This is a genomic window from Streptomyces olivaceoviridis, from assembly GCF_014650115.1.
Lineage (GTDB): Bacteria > Actinomycetota > Actinomycetes > Streptomycetales > Streptomycetaceae > Streptomyces > Streptomyces olivaceoviridis.
The window spans coordinates 147,640-174,178 of record NZ_BMUI01000003.1; the positions used below are offsets into that span (position 1 = coordinate 147,640).

Consider the following 26,539-nt stretch of genomic DNA (forward strand, 5'->3'; position numbering starts at 1 on the left):
GGAGTCAGTGGCCCTTCCGGTCGTCGAAGCCCTCGTCGAGTGTGGCGATGCTGCTGACCGAGCCGGCGATGTAGGAGTCGTCGGCGTCGTGCTGGTTCTTGGTGTAGCGCAGGTGGTTGGAGATGTGGGCGCAGGCGTCCAGCAGGGTCTTGGTCTGCTCGCTCCAGCGTTGCGTCACATGCTCCAGCGCGCCTCCCAGGGCGAAACCCTGGCCTTTGAGTCCGCCTGCCGCCGCCTCCGAGGCCACGCGCGCGTGCCCGCTGTAGGTCGTGAAGTGGTCGAACAGCTCATGGGCCGCCTTGCCGACCTCTTCGAGATCCCTGTGCCCTACGACAAGGTCTCCCCGGGTACCGCCCCCGCCCTGGTCGGCCGGGTACTGGTTGAGCTGCATGCGTGTGGAATGCCGATCGGCCGCCTGGGCCTTCAGCTGGTCCCACTCCTCCCACGCCATATGTGGCCTCCCCCGTCCCTCCTCGTGCACCGCCGGGCACGGCGGTGACCGGCATGCACATTACTGGCTATGCCAAATCCGAGGCGGAGCAGGGCACTTCGCCTTCCGGGAGCACGGGGCCGGCGATGACGCCGGCCCCGTACACGGTGACCGCGTACGGGGCCGGTATGGGCCAGTCGGGACGACGGGTGTCAGCTCAGCCGCCGGGCCCCCGGCGAAGGGACCGCCTCGAAGATTCGCGGGGTCTTGAAGTCCGCCGCCGCGAAGGCTTCTTCGACCGCCTTGGTCAGGGTGTCCACGTCGGCCGCCTCCGCCAGGACGATCGCCGAGCCGCCGAAGCCGCCGCCGGTCATGCGGGCGCCCAGGGCGCCGGCGGCGAGGGCCGTGTCGACGACCAGGTCCAGCTCCGGGCAGGAGATGCGGAAGTCGTCGCGCAGGGAGGCGTGGCCCTCGGTGAGGACCGGGCCGATGGCGCGAGTGTCGCCGGCGCGCAGCAGGGCGACGGTGCGTTCGACCCGTTCGTCCTCCGTGACCACGTGGCGGACCAGACGGATGACCTCCTCCTCGTCGCCGAGGCGGGCGAGGGCCTCGTCGAGGCCGTCGTAGGGGATGTCCCGCAGGGCGTCGACGCCGAGCAGGGCCGCGCCCTTCTCGCAGCCGGCCCGGCGCTTGCCGTACTCGCCGCCGCTGTGGGCGTGCTTGACCTGGGTGTCGACCACCAGCAGCCGCAGGCCCTCGGCCACGAGGTCGAAGGGGATCTGCTGCTGGGACAGGTCACGGGTGTCCAGGAACAGCGCGTGGCCCTGCTCGCAGCAGGCCGACGCCGTCTGGTCCATGATCCCGGTCGGCGCGCCGACGTAGACGTTCTCGGCGCGCTGGCACAGACGGGCCAGCTTCCAGCGCTGGAGGCCGAGGTCGTACAGGTCGTTCAGCGCCAGGGCGATCACGACCTCCAGCGCGGCCGACGAGGACAGGCCCGCGCCCGTCGGGACCGTCGAGGACAGGTGGACGTCGGCGCCGGTCACCTCGTGACCCGCCTCGCGCAGCGCCCAGACGACGCCCGCCGGGTACGCCGTCCACTTCCGGTCGGTCCCCGGGGCGAGGGCGTCCAGCCGCAGCTCCACGACCCCGCCCTCGACGTCCTCCGAGTGCAGGCGCAGGACGCCGTCGTCACGGCGGGAGACCGCGGCGACCGCCTGGTGCGGCAGCGCGAACGGCATGACGAAGCCGTCGTTGTAGTCGGTGTGCTCACCGATGAGGTTGACCCGGCCGGGCGCCGCCCACACGCCCTCCGGCTCGGCCCCGTACAGCTCGGCGAAACGCTCCGCGACCTGCTGTGCACCCACTAGTGCTCCCTTGTGATGCTCTGCGCGAACTCCCACGCGTCCGCGACGATGCCCGCGAGGTCCGCGCGGGTCGGGTTCCAGCCCAGTTTCTCGCGGGCGGTGTCCGCGGAGGCGACCAGGACCGCCGGGTCGCCGCCCCGGCGCGGGGCCACCACCTCGGGGATCGGGTGGCCGGTGACCTCGCGGACGGTCTCGATGACCTGGCGGACGGAGAAGCCGTTGCCGTTGCCGAGGTTGCAGATCAGGTGCTCGCCCGGGGTGGCGGCCCGGACGGCCAGCAGGTGGGCTTCGGCCAGGTCGGCGACGTGGATGTAGTCGCGGACGCAGGTGCCGTCGGCGGTCGGGTAGTCGTCGCCGAAGACCGAGATCGCGTCGCGGCGGCCCTGGGCGACCTGGAGGACCAGCGGGATCAGGTGCGACTCGGGGTCGTGCCGCTCGCCGTACGCTCCGTACGCGCCCGCCACGTTGAAGTAGCGCAGGGAGACCGCCGCCAGGCCGTGCGCGTGCGCCTCGCCGGTGATCATGTGGTCGACGGCGAGCTTGGAGGCACCGTAGGGGCTGGTGGGCCGCGTCGGCGCGGTCTCCGGGATCGGGGTCCGCTCCGGCTCGCCGTAGGTCGCGGCGGTGGAGGAGAAGACCAGCTTGCGGACACCGGCCTCGCGCATCGCGGCGAGCAGGGCCATGCTGCCGCCGACGTTGTTGTCCCAGTACTTCTCGGGCTTCACCACCGACTCGCCGACCTGGGAGAACGCGGCGAAGTGCAGCACGCCGTCGAAGGAGGGGTCGAGCCACTTGGCGGCGTCGCGGATGTCGCCCTCGATGAAGGCCGCGCCCGCCGGGACGCCCGCGCGGAAGCCGGTGGAGAGGTTGTCGAGGACGGTGACCTCGTGGCCGGCCTCCAGCAGGTGCTGGGCCACCACACTGCCTACGTATCCCGCGCCACCCGTCACCAGGTACTTCATGAACTCGCTACCTCTCGCAGTCGCTCGGCCGCGCGCTCCGGCGGCACGTCGTTGATGAACACGCTCATGCCGGACTCGGAACCCGCGAGGAACTTCAGCTTGCCGGAAGTACGGCGGATGGTGAAAAGCTCTAGGTGGAGCGCGAAATCGTCGCGCGTGACACCGTCGAACTCCTCCAGCGCGCCGAACGGCGCCTGGTGCCAGCCCGCGATGTACGGCGTGGGCGGCTCGCCCTCGCCGAAGATCCGGTCGAAGCGCCTCAAGAGTTCCAGATAGACCTGGGGGAACTCTGTGCGGGCCGCCTCGTCCAGGGCGAGCAGGTCGGGCACGCGGCGCTTGGGGTACAGGTGGACCTCGTACGGCCAGTGCGCCGCGTACGGCACGAAGGCCGCCCAGTGTTCACCCTCAAGGACGACCCGCTCGCCGGCGACTTCCCGTTCCAGGACGGCGTCGAACAGGTTCTCCCCGCCGGTGGCCTCCTTGTGGGCCGCGAGCGAGCGGAGCATCAGCGCGGTGCGCGGGGTGGTGAAGGGGTAGGCGTAGATCTGCCCGTGCGGGTGGCCGAGGGTCACACCGATCTCGGCACCGCGGTTCTCGAAACAGAACACCTGCTCGACGGTGGGCAGGTGCGACAGCTCCGACGTGCGGTCCGTCCACGCGTCGAGCACCAGCCGCGCCTGCTCGACGCCCAGGTCCGCGAAGGAGGCGTCGTGGTCGGAGGTGAAGCAGACGACCTCGCAGCGGCCGGAGTCGCCGGCGAGGGAGGGGAACCGGTTCTCGAAGACGGCGACGTCGTACGAGGAGTCCGGGATCTCGCTGAGCCGGTCGCCGCGGGTGGGGCACAGGGGGCATTCGTCGGCCGGCGGGTGGTAGGTGCGGCCCTGGCGGTGCGAGGCCACGGCGACCGAGTCGCCGAGCAGCGGGTCGCGGCGGATCTCGGAGGTGGTGACCGTACGGTCCAGCGGGCGCCGGTCGACCGCGTCGCGCACGGTGTCGTCCCGCAGGTCGTAGTAGATCAGCTCACGACCGTCGGCCAGCCGGGTCGAGGTCTTCTTCACGCCGGACTCCTTGTTCGGGCCCTACGGGTGTGTCCGCACCCAATCACTCAACACAAACAAACATAACAGACCACAACTCCACAACACCTCGGTCGATCACAATCAAACAAAGAACACCAGCGGGAGTGTTCAAATATCGAACACGGAGGCGTAGGTTCCGCTCTGGATCAGTTCGCGCAACGAAGCGAGTTCTCATGCAAACCCCCACATACGCCCCCACCTATCTGGCGGCGGGGCTACGACTCCCCACCAACTGGCTGGACTACTCGATCCTGGCGATCTACTTCGTCGTCGTCCTGGGCATCGGCTTCGCGGCCCGCCGCTCGGTCAAGACGAGCCTCGACTTCTTCCTCTCCGGACGCTCGCTGCCCGCCTGGATCACCGGCCTCGCCTTCATCTCGGCGAACCTGGCGGCCACCGAGATCCTCGGCATGGCCGCGAACAGCGCCCAGTACGGCGCCTACACCGTCCACTGGTACTGGATCGGCGCCATCCCCGCCATGGTCTTCCTCGGCCTGGTGATGATGCCCTTCTACTACGGCAGCAAGGTCCGCTCGGTCCCCGAGTTCCTGCTGCTGCGCTTCGACCGGGGCGCCCACCTGCTCAGCTCGATCCTGTTCGCGTTCGCCGCCATCCTGATCGCGGGCGTCAACCTCTACGCCCTCGCGATCGTCGTCGAGGCCCTGCTCGGCTGGCCGCAGTGGGTCGCCATCGTCGTCGCCGGCGCGTTCGTCCTCGCGTACATCACCCTCGGCGGCCTGTCCTCGGCGATCTACAACGAGGTCCTCCAGTTCTTCGTGATCCTGGCCGCGCTGATCCCGATCACCATCCTCGGCCTGAGGAAGGTCGGCGGCTGGGGCGGCCTGACCGACAAGCTCACCGCGACCCACGGCGCCGACTTCACCACCGCGTGGGGCGGCACCGGCATCGGGCACGCCAACCCGCTCGGCGCGAACTGGCTGACCATCGTCCTCGGCCTCGGCTTCGTGCTCTCCTTCGGCTACTGGACCACCAACTTCGCCGAGGTGCAGCGCGCCCTGTCCGCGAAGAACCTCTCGGCGGGGCAGCGCACGCCGCTCATCGCGGCCTACCCCAAGATCTTCATCGTCTTCCTGGTGATGATCCCCGGCCTGGTCGCCGCCGCGATCGTCCCGAAGTTCGGCAGTGCCGGCTCCGGCTACCAGTACAACGACGCCATCCCCTTCCTGATGCAGGAGTTGCTGCCCAACGGCGTGCTCGGCATCGCCGTCACCGGTCTGCTGGCGGCCTTCATGGCGGGCATGGCGGCGAACGTGTCGTCCTTCAACACCGTGTTCACCAACGACATCTGGGCGAAGTACGTGGTGCGGGGGCGCGAGGACGGCTACTACGTCCGCTTCGGCCGGCTGATCACCGCGATCGGCGTCTGCGCCTCCGTCGGCACGGCGTTCCTGGCGTCCTCGTTCTCGAACATCATGAGCTACCTCCAGACGCTGTTCTCCTTCTTCAACGTGCCGATGTTCGTCGTCTTCATCGTCGGCATGTTCTGGAAGCGGGCGTCCGCGAAGTCCGGCTTCTGGGGCCTGCTCGCCGGCACCGTGACCGCGATGGTCAACTACTTCGTCCTCTACAAGAAGGGCGTCATCTCCATCCCGACCGACCAGGGCGCCAACTTCGTCTCCGCCATCGCGGGCTTCGTCGCCGGCGCGGTGGTGATGGTCGCGGTGTCCCTGTTCACCAAGCCGAAGCCGGTGGAGGAGTTGCAGGGCCTGGTCTACGGCACCCTCCCCCAGACTCCGTCCGGGGGCACCCCCACCCCCGGCATGTCCGAAGCGCCCGCCGCGGGCGACGACGCGTGGTACCGCAAGCCGGCCCTGCTGGGCTGGGGCGCGGTCGTGCTGGCCGCCGTCTGCTACATCCCGTTCTCGTTCTGACGCGGGAGGATCGAGGAACCATGACCGAGCATCCTGAGCACCCCGAGCAGGCTCGTCGCCCGCTGCACTACACCGAGCAGGACGTCCTGCGGGAGGTCTCCGAGCTGGAGACCAAGTCGGCGACCGCGGCGCGCATCTTCGACCTGCGCCGCATCATCGGCGGACTCTTCGTGGTCTACGGCGTCATCGTCACGATCACCGGGATCACCGACTCGCAGGCCGCGATCGACAAGGCCGAGGGCGTGAACATCAATCTGTGGACCGGGATCGGCATGCTGCTCCTGGGCATCTTCTTCCTGGCCTGGCTGAAGCTGCGGCCCACACCGCCGCCGCTTCCCCCGGAGGGTCTGCCGGAAGAGCGGGCGGGCGAGTAGGCGCCGTCCCCGTCCGCGGGCACGCGGGGGCTGGTCGCGCAGTTCCCCGCGCCCCTGGGCAAGTGCAGTCGCCGTCGGCTGGCATGCCCGCGTAGCCTGCGGGCAGTCGTGCCGCTTGGGGCGGCACGGGTGGGCGCAGGCGGCACCCCGTCAGCGCGGGCAAGCGACCCCACCCCGGCCCCGGCAGAAAGTGCTCATTCGGCGGACGCGCCCCGCAGGGGGCTCGCGCGGTCCAGTAAGCCTGTGCGGGCTGCCAGGGCCGCCGCCTCCAGCCGGGAGCCCACGCCCAGTTTCATCAGCACCCGTTGGACGTGCGTACGCGCCGTGCTCGGTGCGATGCCCATCCCCGCCGCGATCCGCCGCGTGTCCTCGCCGTCGGCCACCCGCACCAGCACCTCGACCTCCCGCGGCGTCAGCATCTCCAGCAGCCGCTGGGCCTCGTCATCGGGCTGTGCGGCGGGATTCAGCAGCTCGCCGAAGGCCCCCTGGAGCAGTTGCGGGGCCACCGCCGCCTCCCCGGCCCGGGCCTTCATGATGGCCCGCTCGACCCCCTCGATCCGCTCGTCCTGCCGCACGTACCCCGACGCTCCCGCGGCGAAGGCCGCCGCGATCCCGCGCGGTGACGGCACGGGGCCCAGCACCAGCACCGCCACCTGCGGACGCTCCCGCTTGATCTTGACCACCGGGTCGAAGATCCCCGGCTCGGCCGGTGCCGCCGTGCCCAGCAGGCACACCTCGGGCGCCCGCGCGATCACGAGGTCCGCCGCGCCCGCGGCCGGCGCCGCCGCGGCGAGCACCCGGTGCCCGCGCAGCTTGAGCGCGGACGCCAGCGCCTCCGCGAGCAGCCGATGGTCGTCCACGACCATGAGCCGCACTCCCATAGAGCAACCCCCCAGTCCCCCCGGCGCCCCCAGCCTTCATGCCCCCGGAAGCTACACGCTTGTTCGACGTAGCGCTGCCCCTCTTCATGAGAAGTGCCCCGGATCGATGAAATCCGGGGCACTTCTCGGCAAGTCACTCATTCGGGTGGGCCGGCGGATCAGCCGTCCGTGCCGAACGCCATCACGAGGTACTCCTTGCTGTACGACGACATGTCCCGCTCCTTGGCGAAGACGGCGGACATGTACAGCCGGCCCTTGCCGAAGTGGAGTTCCGCGTACTCCGGCAGCAGGTTGACCTCGGAGTCCCGCACGCTCCTCGTGGACGGGTTCTCCAGCAGCTTGGTCACCTTGAACGAGCCGCCGTCGATGCTGACGACCTGGCCGCCCTTGTTGTACGGCGGCGCGTTGTAGGCGATCAGGTTGCCGCCGTCCATGCGCAGCGGGGAGAGCGTGTAACCGTCGCCGGCCTCGGCGCGCTGGCCGGTCGGCTTGCCGGTCTTCAGGTCGAAGGCGACGATCTCGTTGGTCCGGGTGTACTCGCCCTTGCCGTCGTGCGGCTCGGTCATCAGGTACAGCCTGCCGTTGCCCGCCACGATCTGCCGGCAGTCCTCGACGCGGGTGGTGCCGTCGCAGCGGCCCCCGTAGGTGTCGCCGGGCGCCGGGATGCGGGCGAGCAGCTTGCCGGTCCGGTCGTCGATGGAGAAGTAGTCCGAGACGCCGCTGCCGTCGCCCGCGCTCTGGCCGACGTCGGCCGCGACCACCAGCGGGTCGGTGGAGACGACGGAGGCGTACGCGACACCGTCGGGCATCCTGTACTCGGAGATCACCTTGCCGCTGGCGGGGTCGATGGTCTGGATGTCGAGCTGCGGGTCGTCGTACTGTCCGCACTTGCGCACCGCGACCAGCCGGGTGCCGCCGCCGTACCCCTCGTCGTAGCAGGTGTCGTCCGGCTTCGGCTGCCACAGCGTCTTGCCGGACTCGATGTCGAACGCGGCGCCGCCGTTGGAGCCGCCGACCGCGACGGTGTGCTGAGCGACCGTCACATTGGCGAAGGTGACCGGTTGGTCACCGGACTTGACCGACTTCGTCCACAGCTTCTTCCCGGCGGTGAGGTCGATCGCGGCCACCTGGCTGCACCCCGCGGAGGAGCCCTTCTCCGGCATCTTCGGCTGGAAGGCGATCGCCGTCCGGCCGTCCTCGTCGACGTGCTTGCCGGCCGCGCAGACCGGGCCGGGCAGCTTGATCGTCCACAGCTCGGTGCCCTTCACCGGGTCGTAGCCGACGATCTCCGCGATGCCGCTCTTGGCGTACACCGTGTCCGTCAGCCATGAGCCCGCGGTGCTGACCGTGTCGTCCGCCTTGGGCAGCGGCACCCCGAAGAGCAGCCGGGAGGACGGGTCGGCGGGCACCTTCTCCTTGCCGCCACCGCCGGTGGTGCCCCCGGAGCCCTTGTCGTTCGAGCCGCCGGTGCCGCCGCCGGAGGACGCGGTGTCGTGCTTGCCGTCGCCCCCGGAGGACTTGGCGTACCAGATGCCGCCGCCGACGATCAGCGCGATGGCGACGACCGCCGCGACGACGATGAGCAGCACGGCGTTGTTCCGCCCGCCGCCGCCCGCCCCCGGCCGGGGCGCCATCGGCACGGTCGGCGGCTGTCCCTGGCCGGGACGCCCGTAACCCGGCTGCATGCCCTGCATGGGCTGCGTGGGCTGGGCGTAGGGGTTGGGCGGCTGGGCGCCGTAGCCGGGGAACTGCGGGGCGGTGGGGGCCGGGGGCTGCTGCGCGTACGGGTTGTGCTGCGCGCCCGGGTAGCCGTAACCGGGCTGCGGGGGCGGGACCGGCGGATAGCCGTAGCCCGGCTGCGGCTGCTGCGGCGGCTGGGCAGGCGGCTGGTTCGGGGGCTGCGCCGGCGGCCGGCCGGGCGGCTGGTTCGGGGGTGGCGGGGGCGGCTGGGTCATGACGCGGGTACCTCGGTGACGCTCGGAAGGCCGTACGGCGGACGGGACTCGGGAAGGACGGGCCGCGGCCGGCACGGGGGCCGGCCGGGGCGGTGCGCCGGACTCAGTTGCCGAACGCCATCATGAGCTGCTCCTTCGAGTCGTCGTCGCCGGACAGCCGGCCCGAGGAGATGAAGAACCGCCCGCCGGCCCAGTCGACGACCCCGTCGTAGAAGGTGTCCTCGACCCGGGCGGCGCCCTGCGGGTTCTGCAAGAGCGTGGTCGTCCGGTGGGAGCCGGCGACCGGCACCGACACCACCCGGCCGCCCGCGTCGTACGACGGCTGCACGTACGCGATGAGCTTGCCGCCCTCGACCTTCACCGGCGCCATCGGCTGGTCCACCGGGGACTTCACCCGCCACTTCGCCTTGCCGTCGGAGAGGCTGATCGCGACGATCTCGTTGGCGCTGACGGTGGAGTCGGTGGGCAGGTAGAGCATGCCGGCGTCGACGGCGACGCCCTGGCAGCCCTGCAACTCGCGTTCGAGGACGGCCCAGCCGCAGCGGGGGGCGAACTTCTCGTTCACCTTCACCTCGGAGCGGAACGTGCCGTCCTTGGTGAACGTGGAGATGTTCCAGGTCTTCTTGTCCCGGTTGGTCAGGTAGACCACGAGCGGGTCGACCGAGTAGGTCCGGGTCACCTCCCAGCCCTGCTTGACCGGCTGGGTCCAGCGCACCTTGCCGGTGGCCGGGTCGAGTTCCTGGATCTCCTCGTGCTCCTTGGCGGTGCCGGCGCCGCAGGAGGCCACCTGGATCAGCCGGCCGGTGCCCCCCGCGAAGGCGGCCGGGAAGCAGGCCGCGCCGTACTTCTTCTTGTCGTACAGCTTCTCGCCGCTGTCGATGTCGTACGCCGTGCCCGACTGCGAACGGCCCACCATCAACGTCTTGCCACTGAGCGTCAGTTCGACGGTGAGCGCGCTGTCGAACAGCCCGCCGTCGGCGACCTCGGCGCTCCAGCCCTTCTCGCCGGTGCGCAGGTCGAGTTGCTGGAGCCGGTTGCACTTGGCGCGGTCGCCGCCGCCGTTCATGTACGCCACGACGATCTTGTCGTCGGCCGACTTCTGCGGGGTGACCGCGCAGATCTTCTGCGGGAGGGCGAGCGGCCCCCAGGCGGTGCCGCCGTCCCCGGTGCGGAAGGCGAAGACCTGCTTGTAGGCCGCCTTCACCGCCGTGTCGCCGGTGATCCACATGCCGGGCGCGTCGGCGCCGGAGGCCGGGGCGTCCGGCGCCGGCTTGTACCAGAGCACCTTCGCCTCGCCGGGCCGGCGGCCCTTGTTGAGGTTCTCCGGGTCCTCACCGCCGCCGGACGTGGTCGGCGAGGCGGTGGCGGAGTTCTTGGGGTCGTCGCTCTGCCGGGCGACCGGCTTCTTCTTCCCGCCGCCGCTGTCGCCGCCGGTGACCGCGAACACCGTGCCGCCGATGACGAGCAGCGCGGCGACCGCGGACCCGATGATCAGCGCGGTCTTCTTCCGGCCGGCCGGCCGGCCGTCGAGGGGCCCGCCGGGCGCGGCGCCGGGCATGCCCGGGTACGGCGGCTGCTGCGGGTGGCCGTAGCCGGGCTGCGGGGCGCCGTACGGGCCGGGCTGCTGCGGGTAGCCGTAGGGGCCGGGAGCGGAGCCGTACGGGCCCGGCTGCTGGGGCTGCGGGGGATAGCCGTAGCCCGGCGGCGGCTGCGGGGGCTGCTGCGGAGGACCGGCGGGCGGCTGGGGCGCGCCGAAACCACCCTGCGCCGACGGCGTCTGGGGAGCGGGACCGAAACCACCCTGCGCCGGCGGGGTCTGCGGGGCCGGGCCGAAACCGTCGGCCCGCGGAGGCCGGTCCTGTGGCGGCCGGTCCCCCGGCGGCTGGTCCTGCGGTGGTCCGAATCCGCCCTGCGGCGGCTGGTCGGGCGGCTGAGTCATCAGCGCTCTTCCCCCTCGTTCACTGATTTTTAGCCACGCCCTGAGGTTCGCGACGGACTCAAGGTCGTTCTCAGACAGTTCTCAGACGGCTCTTTCTATCACCCGGCGCAGACAGCACACGGGGCCGTGTCCTCCCCTGTTCCCAAGGGACGACCGGCCCGTGATACCGCCGTTACGCGCCTTCACGCCCCCTTCACGCGGCGCTCGCGCCCCCCCGCGTGAGCGGACGTGAAGAGTCAGGCGTCCTCCGCCAGTTCCAGCCAGCGCAGCTCCAGTTCCTCGCGCTCCCCGGCCAGGTCCCGCAACTGGGCGTCGAGTTCGGCGACCTTCGCGAAGTCGGTGGCGTTGTCGGCGATCTGGGCGTGCAGCTTGGACTCCTTCTCGGAGATCCGGTCCAACTGGCGCTCGATCTTCTGGAGTTCCTTCTTCGCCGCGCGCTGGTCCGCCGCGCTCTTCTCCTGCGTGACCGGCTTGGGCGCCGCGGCGGCCTGCGTGGCGACCGCCTCCTCCATCCGCTGCCGCCGCTCCAGGTACTCGTCGATGCCGCGCGGCAGCATCCGCAGCGCGCCGTCACCGAGCAGGGCGAACACCCGGTCCGTCGTCCGCTCCACGAAGAACCGGTCGTGGGAGATGACGATCATCGAGCCGGGCCAGCCGTCGAGGAGGTCCTCCAACTGGGTGAGCGTCTCGATGTCGAGGTCGTTGGTGGGCTCGTCCAGGAAGAGGACGTTGGGCTCGTCCATGAGGAGCCGCAGGAGCTGGAGCCGCCGCCGCTCACCACCGGAGAGGTCCCCGACCGGCGTCCACTGCTTCTCCTTGGTGAAGCCGAACGTCTCGCAGAGCTGCCCGGCCGTCATCTCGCGCCCCTTGCCGAGGTCGACGCGCTCCCGGACCCGCTGCACGGCCTCCAGCACCCGCCAGGTCGGGTCGAGTTCGGCGACCTCCTGGGAGAGGTAGGCGAGCTTGACGGTCTTCCCGACGGCGATACGGCCACCCGCGGGCTGCTCCTCGCCCTCGGTCCGCGCGGCCTCGGCCATGGCCCGCAGCAGCGAGGTCTTCCCGGCGCCGTTGACCCCGACGAGGCCGATCCGGTCGCCCGGACCGAGCTGCCAGGTGACGTGCTTGAGCAGCACCTTCGGCCCGGCCTGCACGGTGACGTCCTCCAGGTCGAAGACGGTCCTGCCGAGCCGCGAGGAGGCGAACTTCATCAGCTCGCTGCTGTCCCGGGGCGGGGGAACGTCCGCGATCAGCTCGTTGGCGGCCTCCACGCGGAAGCGCGGCTTGGAGGTACGGGCGGGGGCGCCCCGCCGCAGCCACGCCAGCTCCTTGCGGATCAGGTTCTGCCGCTTGGCCTCCTCGGTCGCGGCGATCCGCTCGCGCTCGGCACGGGCGAAGACGTAATCGGAGTAGCCGCCCTCGTACTCGTACACGTCACCGCGCTGCACGTCCCACATGCGCGTGCACACCTGGTCCAGGAACCACCGGTCGTGCGTCACGCACACCAGCGCCGAGCGCCGGTTCTGGAGGTGCCGGGCGAGCCAGGCGATGCCCTCGACGTCGAGGTGATTGGTGGGCTCGTCCAGGACGAGCAGGTCCTGCTCCTCGATGAGCAGCTTGGCCAGCGCGATCCGGCGCCGCTCGCCACCGGACAGCGGGCCGATGACGGTGTCCAGCCCCTTCGGGAAGCCCGGCAGGTCCAGCCCGCCGAACAGCCCGGTCAGTACGTCCCTGACCTTCGCGTTGCCGGCCCACTCGTGGTCGGCCATGTCACCGATGACCTCGTGACGCACGGTGGCCACGGGGTCGAGGGAGTCGTGCTGGGTGAGCACGCCGGTCCGCAGTCCGCCGGAGTGCGTGACGCGTCCGGTGTCGGCCTCCTCCAGCTTGGCGAGCATCCGGATGAGGGTGGTCTTGCCGTCGCCGTTGCGTCCGACGACTCCGATCCGGTCCCCTTCCTGCACACCGAGCGAGACACCGTCCAGCAGGGCACGGGTGCCGTACACCTTGCTGACGTTCTCGACATTGACCAGGTTGACGGCCATTTCACTCCTGTGCGCGGGGCTGTTTCGACGTGCGGCTCCGCCGCGTGGGTCAGCCTTCTAGCGTAGGGCCTGCGGGGGTGGGGGCGGGGCGCGAGGGGGGTGTCACTCTTTGTTATGACGTGATCGGGAAAGGGTCGCTACGGTGGGAAGGCAGGCCGCAGGATCCCGTCCATGGGAGGAACCATGACCGCCGAGCCCGCAGAGCACCGCCGTCAGTGGCCGGTGCCACCCCTGGACGGCTACACCGTGGACGACCTGTTCACGCTGCCGGATCTCCCGCCGCACACCGAGCTGATCGACGGGAGCCTGGTTTTCGTGAGCCCGCAGCGCCACTTCCACTTCGCCGCGATCCACCTGCTGGCGAACGGGCTGCGCAGCACCGTGCCGTCCGACTTGAAGGTCGTGTGCGAGATGACGGTGGTATTGGACCGGCGTAACGGTCCGGAGCCGGACATCTGCGTGGTCCGCGCCGAGGCCGTCACCGGTCCGCGCCAGACCCGATTCGAAGCGGCCGACATCCTGCTCGCCGTTGAGGTGATCTCACCGGACTCCGAGGCTCGCGACCGCGACACCAAGCCGCACAAGTACGCCGCAGCCGGCATTCCCCATTTCTGGCTGGTCGACATGGCGGGCCAGGATGACCACCCTGTCGTCCAGGTGTACGAACGCGGCGAGGCCACCGGTACCTACGCGTTGACAGGCATCTACCACGACCACGTCAAGGTGAGCGTCCCCTACGACATCCTCATCGACCTGACCACCTTCAACGAGTACTGAACCTGCTCAGAGCACCGTCGCCCCCGCCACCGGCCCCGCCGCCACCCGCACCGCCCTGCACGTCCCCGACGCCCGCAGGGCCCCGGCCACCTTCTCCGCCGACTCCGCGTCCCGCGTGAGGAAGGCCGTCGTGGGCCCGGATCCCGAGACCAGCGCGGCGAGCGCACCGGCCCCGCGCCCCGCCGCCAGCGTGTCGGCCAGCTCGGGGAAGAGGGACAGCGCGGCCGGCTGGAGATCGTTGGAGACGGAAGCGGCCAGCGCCTCGGCGTCGCCCTTCGCCAGCGCCGCCACCAGCTCCGCCGACGCCACCGGCTCCGGGATCTCCCGCCCCTCGGCCAGCCGGTCGAACTCGCGGAACACCGCCGGGGTCGACAGGCCCCGCCCGGCCATCGCGAACACCCAGTGGAAGGTGCCGCCGGCCTCCAGGACGGTCAGCCGCTCACCCCGCCCGACCCCGAGCGCCGCCCCGCCGACCAGGCTGAACGGCACGTCGCTGCCCAGCTCGGCGCAGATCGCGAGCAGTTCGGCGCGCGAGGCACCCGTGTCCCACAGCCGGTCGCAGGCGAGCAGCGCGCCCGCGCCGTCCGCGCTGCCGCCCGCCATGCCACCGGCGACCGGGATGTCCTTGGCGATGTGGACGTGGACGTTCGGTTCGATCCCCCGGCGCGCGGCGAGCGCGATCGCGGCGCGCGCGGCGAGGTTGGTGCGGTCCAGCGGGACCTGGGCGGCGTCCGGGCCCTCGCAGGTGATCCGGAGTTCGTCCGCGGGGGTCACCGTGACCTCGTCGTACAGTCCGACGGCGAGGAAGACGTTGGCCAGGTCGTGGAAGCCGTCGGGGCGGGCGGCGCCGACCGCGAGCTGGACGTTGACCTTGGCCGGGACCCGTACCGTGACGCTCACGCGCCCGCCTCCTTGTGCTCGGCGATCCGCGCGAACTCCTCCACGGTCAGCGACTCGCCGCGCGCCTGCGGCGAGACCCCGGCCGCGACGAGGGCCGCCTCGGCCGCCGCCGCGGACCCGGCCCAGCCGGCGAGCGCGGCCCGCAGGGTCTTGCGGCGCTGGGCGAAGGCCGCGTCGACGACGGCGAAGACCTCGGCCTTGGAGGCGGTGGTCTTGATCGGCTCGGTCCGCCGGACGAGCGAGACGAGACCGCTGTCGACGTTCGGCGCGGGCCAGAAGACGTTGCGCCCGATGGCCCCCGCCCGCTTCACGTCGGCGTACCAGTTGGCCTTCACGGACGGCACGCCGTACACCTTGTTGCCGGGTGCGGCGGCGAGCCGGTCGGCGACCTCGGACTGCACCATCACCAGCGTCCGCTCGATGCTCGGGAAGGTGTCGAGCATGTGCAGCAGCACGGGGACGGCGACGTTGTACGGCAGGTTCGCCACCAGGGCCGTGGGCGCGGGTCCGGGCAGCTCGGTGACGTGCATGGCGTCGGAGTGGACCAGCGCGAAGCGGTCGGCGCGGTCCGGCATGCGCGCGGCGATGGTGGCGGGGAGGGCGGCGGCGAGGACGTCGTCGATCTCCACGGCGGTGACGCGGTCGGCGGTCTCCAGCAGCGCGAGGGTGAGCGAGCCCAGCCCCGGGCCGACCTCGACGACCACGTCGTCGGGGCGGACCTCGGCGGTACGGACGATACGGCGGACCGTGTTGGCGTCGATCACGAAGTTCTGGCCGCGCTGCTTGGTGGGACGGACACCGAGCGCCGCCGCGAGCTCGCGGATGTCGGCGGGACCGAGGAGGGAATCGGGGGTGGGGCTACTCACGGGACAAGGGTACGGGGCCGTACCGGGCCGGGTTGCCAGGTGCTCCGCACGGACCCCGGGAACAGCGCGAGCGGCCACGACGGGCCCGCGGCCGGGCGACGGCCTGTGCCGCACGGCGCACCCGCACGACGCGTCCGCTCAGCCCCGCCGGCCCTACCCCCGCAGCCTCACCCCGCAGTGCGGCCACGGGCTCGCCCCCCGCCGGATGTACAGCTTCTTCGCCCGGTACGTCTGTTCTTCCGCCGAGGCGTCCTGGGGGCGGCCCCTGCCGCCGAGGCTCTGCCAGGTGCGGGTGTCGAACTGGTACAGCCCGCCGTACGTCCCGGAGGGGTCGACCGCGTCGGACCGGCCGCCGGACTCGCAGACGGCGAGCGCGCGCCAGTTCAGGCCGTCGGCGTCCCGCACGGAGGGCGGCCGGGGCTTGGTGCCCACCTTGATCACCTGTGCGCGCGGCTCGCGCACCACCTCCGACCTCTCCGGGCGCGGCTTCTGCCGTACCCCGTTGACGGTGCGCACGTAGTAGGTGGTCCGGCGCAGTCCCGGCTGCCCGGGGCGGGCGACGACCTCGGTGCCCTGGAAGACCGTGGGGTCCGCGGTCCGCTCCACCGCGAACGGGATCTGCTCCTCGTGGATCTCCCGGGTGCTGCTGACCCGCAGCACGGTCACCGTCTGCCCGTCGCGCGGGAAGCTGTCCGGCGGGACGGAGGTGGTGTCCTGGCCGCGCAGGGTGATCCCGGCCTCCTCGACCGCTTCCCGGACGGTGGCCGCGTTGGTGCGGACGGTGCGGGTCCGGCCGTCCGCCAGGACGGTGACCGCGCGTTCGGTGCGCACGTCGAGCGCGAGCCCGGCACGGCCGATGCGCTGGGAGCGCGAGGTGGACAGATACGCGCCCTCGGCGCGCACCCCCAGCTCGTCCAGCGCGCCCTCCACCGTGCGCGCCGTCGTCCACACCTCGCGCCGCCGGCCGTCCAGGGTGAGCCGTACCGGGCGCCCGTAGCGCACCGCGACCGCGTCGCCGCTGGCGAGCGCCGTGCCGGGAGCGGGCGCGATCATGTCGTGCGCCCCGACGCGTACGCCCTCCTCGGCGAGCAGCTCGCTCACGTCGTCGGCGAACGTGTGCAGGCTGCGCTGCCTGCCGTCGACGCTCAGCTCGACCGCCTTGTCGTTGGCGACGAAGGCGGTGGTGCCGCCGGCCAGGAAGGCCACGACCAGTGCCTGGGGCAGCAGGCGGCGCACGGTGGAGTCCGGGCGTTCGCCGCAGCGCGCCTTGCGCCGGCGCGGGGCCTGCCCGCCGGTCTCCTCGTACGGCTCGTACGGCTCGGACACCTCGGCCTCGGGGGCCGGCGTCTGCCGGGGCAGCGGCGGCGCCGGGTCGGTGACGAAGTACGCCTCGGCCTCGTAGGCGGGCCGGTAGGTGTCCTCGGGGATGCCGTACGGCAGCGTCTCCGCGGTGGGGACGGAGGCGTCAGGGCCGTAGGGGTCGTACGTCTCGTACGGCGACGTGCTCACGCCGACACGCTCCAGGGGCCAGAGGGGTCCGGATCGGGCCCCCAGAACCTAGCGGAGCGTCGGTCACTCTCCAAAGCGACTCGACTACGGAGCGTCGCGACTCGAACGGGCGGTCAGTACCCCGGACGGGCGGCCACCAGTGCCCCGGGCGGACGGCCGGTCCCTCGGGCGGACCGTCAGTAGCCGAAGGGTGGACGGTCAGTAGCCGAAGGCACGGGCCGTGTTCGCGGCGAGGGCCGTCGCCAGCGCGTCCTCGTCGACCCCGCGCACGGCGGCCATCGCGCGGACCGTGACCGGAATGAGATACGGGGCGTTGGGCCGTCCGCGGTACGGCGCCGGGGTGAGGAAGGGCGCGTCGGTCTCCACGAGGACCAGGTCCGGCGGGGCGACGGCGAGGGCGTCCCGCAGGTTCTGGGCGTTCTTGAAGGTGACGTTGCCGGCGAAGGACATGAAGTAGCCCTCGCGGGCGCAGATCCGGGCCATCTCGGCGTCGCCGGAGTAGCAGTGGAAGACGGTGCGCTCGGGGGCGCCCTCCTCCTTCAGGATCCTGAGGACGTCGGCGTGGGCGTCGCGGTCGTGGATGACGAGCGCCTTGCCGTGCCGCTTGGCGATCTCGATGTGGGCGCGGAAGGACCGCTCCTGGGCGGCCTTGCCCTCGGGGCCGGTGCGGAAGTGGTCCAGGCCCGTCTCGCCGACGCCCTTCACCTGCGGCAGCCCGGCCAGCCGGTCGATCTCGGCGAGGGCCTCGTCCAGCGCCGCGTCGCCGCCGGGCTCCCGGGCGCCCTGCCTCGACCACCCGTCCGGGTCGCCGTGGACGATGCGCGGGGCCTCGTTGGGGTGGAGGGCGACGGTGGCGTGGACGTTCTCGTGGGCCGCCGCGGTCTCGGCGGCCCACTGCGAGCCCTTGAGGTCGCAGCCGACCTGGACGACCGTCGTGACGCCCACCGAGGCGGCCTTCGCCAGTCCCTCCTCGACCGTGCCGGACTGCATGTCGAGGTGGGTGTGGGAGTCGGCGACGGGCACCGCCAAGGGCTGGGGCAGCGGCGGTGCCGCGTTCTTGTCGGCGTCCTTGGGGCTCTGACCGGCGTTCGAAGGCATGTTCCGATCCTACGGAAGGGGCATGCCTTCGACGGCCGGCGATCCACTCAGCCGTCCTTGCGCTGGAACGGGTGCAGGAGATCGGACAGGTGCCAGTGGTGCGGTGTCCTGGCCGGTACGGCCCGCGCGGGCACCTGCGGCGTCTCGACCGGGCCCGCCTGCGGCACCCGGTGGTGCTGCCGCTCGGCCGGGCCGCACACCGCGGAGACCTGGCCCGCGCGCATGATCCGCACGACATGGCCGTCGCAGTTCTGGCAGGACGGCCGGCTCAGCGGCGACGGCACGACCTGGCCGTCGGCCACGTACAGCACGAACTCCTCCCCCTGCGCGTTCGTGTGGTGCTCTATCTCGTACGACTGCTCCCAGCCGTGCCCGCAGCGCATGCAGGCGAACGAGTACGACTCGTGAACGACGGCTGCGGCTGTGGCACGGAGGCCGGTCCGCCCTGCTATGTCACTCATGCCAGCTCCCTGTCGGACGGGTGCGTCCCTCTGGACGGGTGCGTCCCTTCGACCAGTGGACGCCTCCGCCGGCGCGAGCGCAGCCGGCCTGTCGAGTGTTGGAGGCGATTTGGACATCGCTTGCCAAAAGGCCGCGAATGAGACGGCTGTGCTTTGCCATCGACGCCAGCCTTTTGCTCCCCCATGGGGCGCGCGGAGGCGCTCCGCGGGGGCGCGGGGGCCTACGCGCGGACCCGCCTCACCCGGCGGCGCGCTTGGCCGCCACCACCGCGTCGAACACGACCCTCTTCGGCAGTCCGGCCTGCGCCGCCACCGCCGCGATGGCCTCCTTGCGGCGCTCGCCGGCCTCCTCCCGGACCCGTACCCGGCGCACCAGTTCCTCGGCGTCGAGTTCCTCGGGCCCGGTCTCGGGCGCGCCCTCGACCACCACGGTGATCTCGCCGCGCACGCCCTCCGCGGCCCACCGCGCCAGCTCGGCCAGCGGACCGCGCCGTACCTCCTCGTACGTCTTGGTCAGCTCCCGGCAGACGGCGGCCCGCCGGTCGGCGCCGAAGACCTCGGCCATGGCGGCGAGGGTGTCGTCGAGCCGGTGCGGGGCCTCGAAGTAGACGAGGGTGCGCCGCTCGCCGGCGACCTCGCGCAGCCGGGACAGCCGTTCGCCGGCCTTGCGGGGCAGGAAGCCCTCGAAGCAGAAGCGGTCGACGGGGAGCCCGGACAGGGCGAGCGCGGTGAGCACGGCGGACGGCCCCGGCACGGCGGTGACCCGGATGTCCTGCTCGACGGCGGCGGCGACCAGCCGGTAGCCGGGGTCGGAGACGGAGGGCATGCCGGCGTCGGTCACCAGCAGCACGCGCGCGCCGCCGAGCAGCTCCTGGACCAGTTCCGGGGTGCGGGCGGACTCGTTGCCCTCGAAGTACGACACCACGCGGCCCTTGGGCGTGACGCCCAGCGCCTGGGTGAGCCGGCGCAGCCGCCGGGTGTCCTCGGCGGCGACCACGTCGGCGCCGGCCAGCTCCTCGGCGAGCCGGGGCGGCGCGTCCGCGATGTCGCCGATGGGGGTACCTGCCAGGACAAGGGTTCCAGTCACACCCCCATCCTCCCAGGAGATCCCGGGCCGCTTCCCCGGGATCCGGGGCCGTCGCCGGGGCGGCCGTGCGCGCGACGGACCCGACCGTGTCCCGACCGGTACCGCGCATGCACGGGACTCGCACAGGACGTTTCCCTACGATGGCGCGGTGACCACTACCGCGTCCTCCATGGACCTCCGGCAGGACCAGGCACCGCACGACCGCCGGCCGTCGTGGCAGCGCCGGCTGCGCCGATTCGGGTACGCGCCGGCCACGGACGAGCCCTCGGGCGACGTACGCGACCGGCTGGTGCCGCCGTACGCCGAGCCGAGCCCCCGGCTGTGGCGGGCGTTCGGCGTGCCGCCGCTGCTCGCCGAGCGGCTCACGCGGTGGTCGGGCTGGGGCGGACCGCTGCTGGTGACGCTGATGGCGGGCGTCATGCGGTTCTGGAACCTGGGCAGCCCGCGCGCGGTGATATTCGACGAGACGTACTACGCGAAGGACGCGTGGGCGCTCGTCCACCGCGGCTTCGAGGTCAGCTGGGACCGGTACGGCAAGACCGCCAACGACATGGTCCTCCAGCAGCACGGGCACCTGGCGATCCCGACGGACCCGGCGTACGTGGTGCACCCGCCGGTCGGCAAGTACGTCATCGGCCTGGGGGAACTGGTCTTCGGGTTCGACCCGTTCGGCTGGCGGTTCATGACGGCGCTGCTGGGCACGCTCTCCGTCCTGCTGCTGTGCCGGATCGGCCGCCGGATGTTCCGCTCGACGTTCCTCGGCTGCCTGGCGGGCGCGCTGATGGCCGTGGACGGCCTGCACTTCGTGATGAGCCGGACCTCGCTGCTCGATGGCGTGCTGATGTTCTTCGTGGTGGCCGCGTTCGGCTGCCTGGTCGTCGACCGGGACCGGGCCAGGGAGAGACTGGCCGCCGCGCTGCCGGCCGGACCGGACGGGCGGGTACGGCCCGACGAGCGGGTCGCCGACGCCTTCCGCTTCGGGTGGCGACCGTGGCGCTGGACGGCCGGGGTGATGCTGGGCCTGGCCGTGGGCACGAAGTGGAACGGGCTGTACGTCCTGGCCGCGTTCTGCGTGATGACGGTCCTGTGGGACGTCGGCACCCGCAAGGTGGCCGGTGCGCGCCGCCCGTACCTCGCCGTCCTCAAGTACGACACCGGTGCCGCCTTCGTGGCGACGGTCCCGGTGGCACTGGCGGTCTACCTGGTCTCCTGGACCGGCTGGATCCTCTCCCCGGCCGACGGCACGGGCGGCTACTACCGCAACTGGGCGGCCACCGACGGCAAGGGCGGCACCTGGACCTTCCTGCCGGACTGGCTGCGCAGCCTGTGGCACTACGAGCACGAGGTGTACAACTTCCACGTCCACCTCGACCAGCCGCACACGTACCAGTCCAACCCGTGGAGCTGGATCGTGCTGGGCCGCCCGGTGTCGTACTTCTACGAGTCCCCCTCCCCCGGCGCCGACGGCTGCCCGGTGGACGCGGGCCAGAAGTGCGCCCGGGAGGTGCTGGCGATCGGCACGCCGCTGCTGTGGTGGGCGGCCTGCTTCGCGATCCTCTACGTGCTGTGGCGCTGGGCGTTCCGCCGGGACTGGCGGGCCGGCGCCATCGCCTGCGGCATCGCGGCGGGGTACCTGCCCTGGTTCCACTACCAGGAGCGGACGATCTTCCTCTTCTACGCGGTCGTCTTCCTGCCGTTCCTGTGCCTGGCGGTGGCGATGATGATCGGCGCGATCATCGGCCCACGGGGTTCGACCGACATGCGCCGCGTGATCGGCGCCTCGGCGGCGGGTGTCCTGGTCCTCCTGATCGCCTGGAACTTCATCTACTTCTGGCCCCTGTACACGGGCCAGGCCATCCCAATCGACTCGTGGCGGTCGCGGATGTGGCTGGACACCTGGGTCTAGCGGGCGAAGTTCTGGGTCCAGTAGACGCGGGAGTTGCCGCCGTCGGCCCTGCCGACCCCGAGGACCGCGTAGGAGCAGTCGAGGATGGCTGCGCGGTGTCCCCAGTTGGACGCCTCGTCGTGGTGCAGCCAGTTGTCCATCGCCTGGGCATACGTCTGGCCGGTGCCGTAACTCCAGTTCTCGGCGCGCTGGGCGGGAACGAAGCCGGCCGCTCTGATCCGGTCCGCCGGCATGGTGCCGTCCGAGCCGATGTGCCCCCGCCTGGGGTCGCTCCTCGGATACGCGTCGATGAGGGCCCCGGAGTGGGCGGCCAGGTCCGCGCTGTGTCTGCGCGCCACCTCGCTGAGCCGGGGGTCGATGCGCACGTTCGCGCTCTGCCCGCCGCAGCCGCCCTCGTCACGTCGCGCCCGGACGACCAGGTCGACGAGTTGTCTGGCGTCGGCGGGCATCGGCGGGAGGACGACGGGCTCGTCCTCGGTCCGCCATGCCTGGTTGACCCACCAGGGGTCCCCGGTGTTCCGGGCGCACGCCCATTGCTGAAGGCCGGCGCCCTGCCGGGGCGGGCTGGGGAAGTCGCCGTTCCCCGTGTCGAGGCACTTTCCGCTGTGTTGGGAGACGATCAGGTATCCCACGGCGTTCTCCGGACAACCGCCTGAGGGCGGGCACGACTTCGGGTCGCCGATGTCCACGAACTTCCACAGCTGATTGGCGCCGCCGTGGCAGTCCCACTGGAAGACCTGGGCTCCGTCGGCCTTGGACCAGCCCGAGACGTCCAGGCACTTTCCCGAATGCCGCGCGACGATCTTGTATCCCCGCCCTCCGCCCGCGTCCACGAAGTCGAACTGCTGGTTGGCCGCGGCGCTGTTGGACGGCCAGAGGACGATCGCCTGCCCGTTGGCGGTTCCGGCGGCCGTGACGTCGGCCGCCAGCCCGGAACTCTGGTTGTAGAGGTGGATGCCGCCGTTCCGGGCACCGGCCGGGGCCGGTGCCAGCAGACCTAATGCCAGGAGGAACGCGGCCAGAAAGGCATACCGGGACCTCATCCCCATGATGCCTCCCCGCAGTTGAGGGAGCGTTCGACACCAGCCTAAGCGGGAGGTACCGGGCGGGCCACCCGGTCAGCCGCGTACGGCGGCGTCTCCGTTGGGACAACAATCGGCAACTCTTGTCACATGGCGGAGCGCAACCGCTTACAGTGCTCCCACGACCTGTTTTGAACATGTTCAACAGGCTGAACGGGAGGGGAAGCGCACCATGCGCAACGGGGTCAAGGCGGCCGTCATCGGCGGTGTGTGCGTCACGCTGCTCGGCGGTGCCGGGTACGGGCTGTACAACGTCGCGTCCGCGCTGAACGGCGACGACGGCCCGGGAGGCTCGGCGGCCGTGCGGACCGGGCCGCCCAGCGGCTCCGAGGTGAAGGAGACGACCGGCGCGTTCTTCACCGCCTGGGAGAAGGGCGACGCGGCGGGCGCGGCGGCGTACACGAACTTCCCGGAGGCGGCCCAGGAACTGCTGTCGGCCTACGGCGGCACCGCGCACATCGGCGGGATACGGATCACCCCCGGCCGGGCCACCGGCGACACGGTGCCGTTCACGGTGAAGGCGACGGTGTCGTACGCCGGCGTGTCCCGGCCGCTGTCCTACCGCAGCGAGCTGACCGTCGTACGCGGCGAGACCTCGCACCGCGCGCTGGTCGACTGGCAGCCCTCCGTCGTCCACCCGCGCCTGCGCAAGGGGGACACGCTCGCCACCGGCGACTCGGCCGCCCCGGAGATCGAGGCCGTGGACCGCGACGGCAAGGTGCTCACCCGGGTGACGTACCCGTCCCTCGGTCCGATCCTGGACGAGCTGCGCCGGCGGTACGGCGACAAGACCGGCGGCCGGCCCGGGGTGGAACTCGTGATCCGCCACCAGGCGGCGGCGGACGGCAGCCAGGCGGCGGACACCCCGCTGCTCACCCTGGCCAAGGGCAAGCCCGGCAAGCTCCCGACGACACTCAGCGCGAGCGCCCAGGCGGCGGCCGAGAAGGCCGTGCTGAAGTACCGCGAGTCCTCCGTCGTGGCCGTCAAGCCGAGCACCGGCCAGATACTCGCCGTCGCCAACAACCGCGACGACGGCTTCGACGCGGCCCTCCTCGGCGAACGCGCGCCCGGCTCCACCATGAAGATCATCAGCGCGGCGACCCTCATCGACAACGGCTTGACCACGGCGAACGGGCCGGCGCCCTGCCCGCCGTCGGCCGTGTGGCAGAGCCAGACCTTCCAGAACCTCAAGGACCTGGCGCCGAACGAGCACGCCACCCTCGCCGACAGCTTCGCCCGCTCCTGCAACACGGCGTTCGTGAAGTTCGCGGACGAGGTGAAGGTCGACTCCCTCACCCGGGAGGCCGAGGACCGCTTCGGGCTCGGGCGGAACAACTGGCAGATCGGCGTGCCCACGTTCGACGGCCGGGTGCCGGCCTCCGGCGGCCCGGACACCGCGGCCAACCTGATCGGCCAGGGCCAGGTCCAGATGAGCCCGCTGAACATGGCGTCCGTGACGGCCACCGCGAAGACCGGCAGCTTCCACCAGCCCCTGATCGTGCCGCTGAAGCTGGACGACCGCGAACCGGCCCGTGCGCGCGGGCTGTCGCCGGCCACGGCCCAGCAGCTGCGTGCCATGATGAACCGCACCGCGCGCAGCGGCACCGCGGCCGGCGTGATGGCCGGGATGGGCGGGGACATCGGCGCGAAGACCGGCTCCGCGGAGGTCGACGGGGAGACCAGGTCGGACAGCTGGTTCTCCGGTTACCGCGACGACGTCGCCGCGGCGGCCATGGTCCAGGACGGCGGACACGGCATCGACGCCGCCGGACCGATTGTCGCAAGCGTGCTACGGAACGCCGGCTGACGTCACCCGGGGAGACCGGGACTTTAAGGTGATTGCCGTCGTTGGGGAGTGTGAGGGCTGCGGGGACCCTGGGAAAGGCGCGGAGGAACTGAGGCTGTGGGCAAGAGAAGGCGCGTCGCCGAGCGACGCAAGACCCGACCCGCCGTACTCGGCGGGATGATCGCCGTGGTGGTCGGCGGTGCCGGGTTCGGCGTCTACGCGCTGTACGACGGCGGTGCCGCGGCCGACGAGCGGTCCGCCGCGGCCGGCCACAGGACCGTCAAGACCGGCCCGCTCACCGCCACCGAGATCCACACGGCCTCCACCCGCTTCCTGACCGCCTGGCAGCAGGGCAGGACCGACCGGGCGGCGGACGCCACCGACGACCCCGCCGCCGCCGGGAAGGCGCTCACCGGCTACACCAAGGAAGCCCACCTCAAGGACGTCACGCTCACCCCGGGGACGGCGAAGGGCGCGAAGGTGCCGTTCTCCGTGAAGGCCACGGTGGCCTACCAGGGCCTCAGCAAGCCGCTGGCCTACGACAGTGCGTTCACGGTCGTGCGCCGGGCGAGCGACGGCAAGCCGCTGGTCGACTGGCACTCCGCCGTGGTCCACCCGGAGCTGCGGGACGGCGACACGCTCGTGACCGGCGCGTCCGGCACCCCGCCGGTCAAGGCGCTGGACCGCGACGGCGGCGAGATCACGAGCGCCAAGTACCCGTCCCTCGGCACGGTGCTGGACGGGCTGCGGGAGAAGTACGGCAAGAAGGCGGGCGGCACGGCGGGCGTCGAGCTGCGCGTGGTGCGCGGCAAGGCGGCCAAGGACGCCAAGCTCTCCGACAAGACGCTGGTCGAGCTGAGCAAGGGCACCCCGGGCACCGTGCGGACGACGCTCAGCCCCGCCCTCCAGGCCGCCGCCGAGCAGCAGGTGGCGGGGCGCCCGCGTGCCTCGGTGGTCGCGCTGCGGCCCTCGACCGGGGAGATCCTCGCGGTCGCCAACAGCGGGCACGGCTTCAACACCGCCTTCCAGGGCGCCCTCGCGCCCGGCTCCACGATGAAGGTCATCACGTCGTCGCTGCTGATCGACAAGGGCCTGGCGTCGGCGGACAAGCCGCACCCCTGCCCCAAGACGGTCACCTACGGCGGCTGGAAGTTCCACAACGACGACGACTTCGAGATCAAGGGCGGCACCTTCAAGGCGAGCTTCGCCCGGTCCTGCAACACCGCCTTCATCAGCCAGGCGAAGAAGCTGAAGGACGACGACCTGACCAAGCAGGCCCAGCAGGTCTTCGGGCTGTCCATGAACAACTGGGCGATCGGCGTGCCCACCTTCGACGGCTCGGTGCCGGTGCAGTCGGCGGCGCAGATGGCGGCCTCGCTGATCGGGCAGGGCGGGGTGCGCATGAACCCGCTGAACATGGCCTCCGTGGCGGCGACCGTGAAGTCGGGCACCTTCCACCAGCCGTACCTGGTCTCGCCGTCCGTGGACCACCGCACGCTGGCCACCGCTTCCCGCACCCTGTCGTCGAAGACGCTGTCCCAGCTGCGCGAGCTGATGCGGTACACGGCCGCGTACGGCACGGCCGCCGAGGCGATGTCGGGGCTCGGCCCGGACTACGGCGCGAAGACCGGCTCGGCGGAGGTCGACGGGCAGAAGAAGCCGAACGGCTGGTTCACCGCCTACCGGGGCGACCTCGCCGCCGCCGGCGTGGTCCAGGCGGGCGGGCACGGCGGTGACACGGCCGGCCCGATCGTGGCGAAGCTGCTGAAGCTCGGGAGCTGACCGGCTCGGCTCCGGTCAGCTCCGTACGGGCTCGACGGTGTAGGTGCGGCGCAGGAACCGCACCAGCGTCTTCGACTCGAACTGCACCACTTCGACCCCGTCGTCGGTGTGGAACTCGACCACCGCCTGGACGCGCCCGCAGGGCCACACCCGGACGTCGCCGCTCTCGGCCGGCGCCCGCAGTCCCCGTTCGAGGAGCGCGCGGGAGAAGGTCCACTCGTGCGGTCCGGGAAGCCCGACCCGGACGGAGCGGGGATCGGCGTCCGGGTCGTACCGCAGCACGACGGGTACGGCCCCCGGGTCCTCCTCGTCCGTGACGATATGAGCGCGCGCGTACTGTTCGACTACAGACATCGGACCGCCC

22 protein-coding genes are annotated in these 26,539 nt (G+C 71.8%); 6 read left to right on the plus strand and 16 right to left on the minus strand.

The features are described 5' to 3' along the window. Window positions 1-4: 4 nt before the first annotated feature. The 4 genes from IE273_RS07145 to galT all read right to left on the minus strand — a co-directional run bounded on the left by IE273_RS07145 (window position 5) and on the right by galT (window position 3,817). Complete coding sequence (locus tag IE273_RS07145; RefSeq protein ID WP_189814296.1) at window positions 5-451, minus strand: hypothetical protein; 447 nt, start codon at window positions 449-451, stop codon at window positions 5-7. 191 nt (window positions 452-642) lie between these two features. Further along, window positions 643-1,797 (minus strand): galactokinase, encoded by a 1,155-nt coding sequence (gene galK / locus IE273_RS07150; protein WP_189814297.1) that lies wholly within the window; start codon window positions 1,795-1,797, stop codon window positions 643-645. Further along, entirely contained in the window at window positions 1,797-2,759 is a 963-nt protein-coding gene (gene galE, locus IE273_RS07155) for a UDP-glucose 4-epimerase GalE (protein ID WP_189814298.1), read from the minus strand. Before galE ends, galK begins: the two co-directional genes overlap by 1 nt. Further along, a complete protein-coding gene (gene galT, locus IE273_RS07160; protein WP_189814299.1) occupies window positions 2,756-3,817 on the minus strand; it encodes a galactose-1-phosphate uridylyltransferase in 1,062 nt (353 codons plus the stop codon). The genes galE and galT overlap by 4 nt, the downstream gene beginning before the upstream one ends. Window positions 3,818-4,011: 194 nt before the next feature. On the opposite strand from galT, the gene IE273_RS07165 reads away from it, so the two are divergent. Continuing rightward, a complete protein-coding gene (locus IE273_RS07165) occupies window positions 4,012-5,730 on the plus strand; it encodes a sodium:solute symporter family protein (RefSeq protein WP_189814300.1) in 1,719 nt (572 codons plus the stop codon). A 20-nt stretch (window positions 5,731-5,750) separates the two neighbouring features. Continuing rightward, complete coding sequence (locus IE273_RS07170; protein ID WP_189814301.1) at window positions 5,751-6,104, plus strand: hypothetical protein; 354 nt, start codon at window positions 5,751-5,753, stop codon at window positions 6,102-6,104. Between the two features lie 194 nt (window positions 6,105-6,298). Here the strand turns inward: IE273_RS07170 and IE273_RS07175 are convergent, their stop codons facing one another. From IE273_RS07175 to IE273_RS07190, 4 genes are all read right to left on the minus strand, one after another. Then, a complete protein-coding gene (locus IE273_RS07175) occupies window positions 6,299-6,985 on the minus strand; it encodes a helix-turn-helix transcriptional regulator (protein WP_079082415.1) in 687 nt (228 codons plus the stop codon). Window positions 6,986-7,143: 158 nt separating this feature from the next. After that, complete coding sequence (locus IE273_RS07180) at window positions 7,144-8,940, minus strand: outer membrane protein assembly factor BamB family protein (RefSeq protein ID WP_189814302.1); 1,797 nt, start codon at window positions 8,938-8,940, stop codon at window positions 7,144-7,146. 103 nt (window positions 8,941-9,043) lie between these two features. After that, window positions 9,044-10,879 carry an outer membrane protein assembly factor BamB family protein gene (locus tag IE273_RS07185; protein WP_189814303.1) on the minus strand — a complete coding sequence of 612 codons (1,836 nt, stop codon included), beginning with the start codon at window positions 10,877-10,879 and terminating at the stop codon, window positions 9,044-9,046. A 236-nt stretch (window positions 10,880-11,115) separates the two neighbouring features. Then, window positions 11,116-12,921, minus strand: a complete 1,806-nt coding sequence (locus IE273_RS07190) for an ABC-F family ATP-binding cassette domain-containing protein (RefSeq protein ID WP_189814304.1) — start codon at window positions 12,919-12,921, stop codon at window positions 11,116-11,118. A 183-nt stretch (window positions 12,922-13,104) separates the two neighbouring features. Between IE273_RS07190 and IE273_RS07195 the strand changes: the two genes are divergently transcribed. Further along, complete coding sequence (locus IE273_RS07195; protein WP_189814622.1) at window positions 13,105-13,698, plus strand: Uma2 family endonuclease; 594 nt, start codon at window positions 13,105-13,107, stop codon at window positions 13,696-13,698. A gap of 6 nt (window positions 13,699-13,704) precedes the next feature. Here IE273_RS07195 and IE273_RS07200 read toward each other — a convergent pair whose 3' ends face one another. The 6 genes from IE273_RS07200 to rsmI form a co-directional block, all read right to left on the minus strand. After that, entirely contained in the window at window positions 13,705-14,598 is an 894-nt protein-coding gene (locus tag IE273_RS07200; protein ID WP_189814305.1) for a 4-(cytidine 5'-diphospho)-2-C-methyl-D-erythritol kinase, read from the minus strand. Then, window positions 14,595-15,464, minus strand: a complete 870-nt coding sequence (rsmA, locus tag IE273_RS07205) for a 16S rRNA (adenine(1518)-N(6)/adenine(1519)-N(6))-dimethyltransferase RsmA (RefSeq protein ID WP_189814306.1) — start codon at window positions 15,462-15,464, stop codon at window positions 14,595-14,597. The genes IE273_RS07200 and rsmA overlap by 4 nt, the downstream gene beginning before the upstream one ends. Before the next feature lie 153 nt (window positions 15,465-15,617). Beyond that, window positions 15,618-16,973, minus strand: a complete 1,356-nt coding sequence (locus tag IE273_RS07210) for a resuscitation-promoting factor (protein ID WP_189814307.1) — start codon at window positions 16,971-16,973, stop codon at window positions 15,618-15,620. Window positions 16,974-17,171: 198 nt separating this feature from the next. After that, a complete protein-coding gene (locus IE273_RS07215; protein WP_014673219.1) occupies window positions 17,172-18,071 on the minus strand; it encodes a TatD family hydrolase in 900 nt (299 codons plus the stop codon). Window positions 18,072-18,118: 47 nt separating this feature from the next. Beyond that, window positions 18,119-18,532, minus strand: coding sequence for a hypothetical protein (locus IE273_RS07220; protein ID WP_189814308.1), 414 nt, complete (start codon window positions 18,530-18,532; stop codon window positions 18,119-18,121). Between the two features lie 238 nt (window positions 18,533-18,770). Then, complete coding sequence (gene rsmI, locus IE273_RS07225) at window positions 18,771-19,619, minus strand: 16S rRNA (cytidine(1402)-2'-O)-methyltransferase (RefSeq protein WP_189814309.1); 849 nt, start codon at window positions 19,617-19,619, stop codon at window positions 18,771-18,773. A 148-nt stretch (window positions 19,620-19,767) separates the two neighbouring features. Here rsmI and IE273_RS07230 point away from each other — a divergent pair, with 148 nt between their 5' ends. After that, complete coding sequence (locus IE273_RS07230; RefSeq protein WP_189814310.1) at window positions 19,768-21,525, plus strand: dolichyl-phosphate-mannose--protein mannosyltransferase; 1,758 nt, start codon at window positions 19,768-19,770, stop codon at window positions 21,523-21,525. On the opposite strand, the gene IE273_RS07235 is transcribed toward IE273_RS07230, so the two are convergent. Continuing rightward, window positions 21,522-22,574 carry an RICIN domain-containing protein gene (locus IE273_RS07235; RefSeq protein WP_189814311.1) on the minus strand — a complete coding sequence of 351 codons (1,053 nt, stop codon included), beginning with the start codon at window positions 22,572-22,574 and terminating at the stop codon, window positions 21,522-21,524. The two genes, IE273_RS07230 and IE273_RS07235, sit on opposite strands and share 4 nt — an antisense overlap. Window positions 22,575-22,779: 205 nt before the next feature. On the opposite strand from IE273_RS07235, the gene IE273_RS07240 reads away from it, so the two are divergent. Then, window positions 22,780-24,414, plus strand: coding sequence for a penicillin-binding transpeptidase domain-containing protein (locus tag IE273_RS07240; protein ID WP_189814312.1), 1,635 nt, complete (start codon window positions 22,780-22,782; stop codon window positions 24,412-24,414). 96 nt (window positions 24,415-24,510) lie between these two features. Beyond that, on the plus strand, window positions 24,511-26,175 hold the full coding sequence (locus tag IE273_RS07245) for a penicillin-binding transpeptidase domain-containing protein (RefSeq protein ID WP_189814313.1): 1,665 nt from the start codon (window positions 24,511-24,513) through the stop codon (window positions 26,173-26,175). Window positions 26,176-26,190: 15 nt separating this feature from the next. Here IE273_RS07245 and IE273_RS07250 read toward each other — a convergent pair whose 3' ends face one another. After that, entirely contained in the window at window positions 26,191-26,529 is a 339-nt protein-coding gene (locus tag IE273_RS07250; protein WP_041665262.1) for an SsgA family sporulation/cell division regulator, read from the minus strand. Window positions 26,530-26,539: the final 10 nt, after the last annotated feature.

Coding starts and splice junctions, on each gene's coding strand:
- IE273_RS07190 (WP_189814304.1), bottom strand. CDS start 12,921: ATGGCCGTCAACCTGGTCAATGTCGAGAACGTCAGCAAGGTGTACGGC.
- IE273_RS07195 (WP_189814622.1), top strand. CDS start 13,105: ATGACCGCCGAGCCCGCAGAGCACCGCCGTCAGTGGCCGGTGCCACCC.
- IE273_RS07235 (WP_189814311.1), bottom strand. CDS start 22,574: ATGGGGATGAGGTCCCGGTATGCCTTTCTGGCCGCGTTCCTCCTGGCA.
- IE273_RS07180 (WP_189814302.1), bottom strand. CDS start 8,940: ATGACCCAGCCGCCCCCGCCACCCCCGAACCAGCCGCCCGGCCGGCCG.
- galE (WP_189814298.1), bottom strand. CDS start 2,759: ATGAAGTACCTGGTGACGGGTGGCGCGGGATACGTAGGCAGTGTGGTG.
- IE273_RS07240 (WP_189814312.1), top strand. CDS start 22,780: ATGCGCAACGGGGTCAAGGCGGCCGTCATCGGCGGTGTGTGCGTCACG.
- IE273_RS07250 (WP_041665262.1), bottom strand. CDS start 26,529: ATGTCTGTAGTCGAACAGTACGCGCGCGCTCATATCGTCACGGACGAG.
- IE273_RS07145 (WP_189814296.1), bottom strand. CDS start 451: ATGGCGTGGGAGGAGTGGGACCAGCTGAAGGCCCAGGCGGCCGATCGG.
- IE273_RS07165 (WP_189814300.1), top strand. CDS start 4,012: ATGCAAACCCCCACATACGCCCCCACCTATCTGGCGGCGGGGCTACGA.
- IE273_RS07185 (WP_189814303.1), bottom strand. CDS start 10,879: ATGACTCAGCCGCCCGACCAGCCGCCGCAGGGCGGATTCGGACCACCG.
- IE273_RS07215 (WP_014673219.1), bottom strand. CDS start 18,071: ATGCCTTCGAACGCCGGTCAGAGCCCCAAGGACGCCGACAAGAACGCG.
- IE273_RS07170 (WP_189814301.1), top strand. CDS start 5,751: ATGACCGAGCATCCTGAGCACCCCGAGCAGGCTCGTCGCCCGCTGCAC.
- IE273_RS07220 (WP_189814308.1), bottom strand. CDS start 18,532: ATGAGTGACATAGCAGGGCGGACCGGCCTCCGTGCCACAGCCGCAGCC.
- IE273_RS07175 (WP_079082415.1), bottom strand. CDS start 6,985: ATGGGAGTGCGGCTCATGGTCGTGGACGACCATCGGCTGCTCGCGGAG.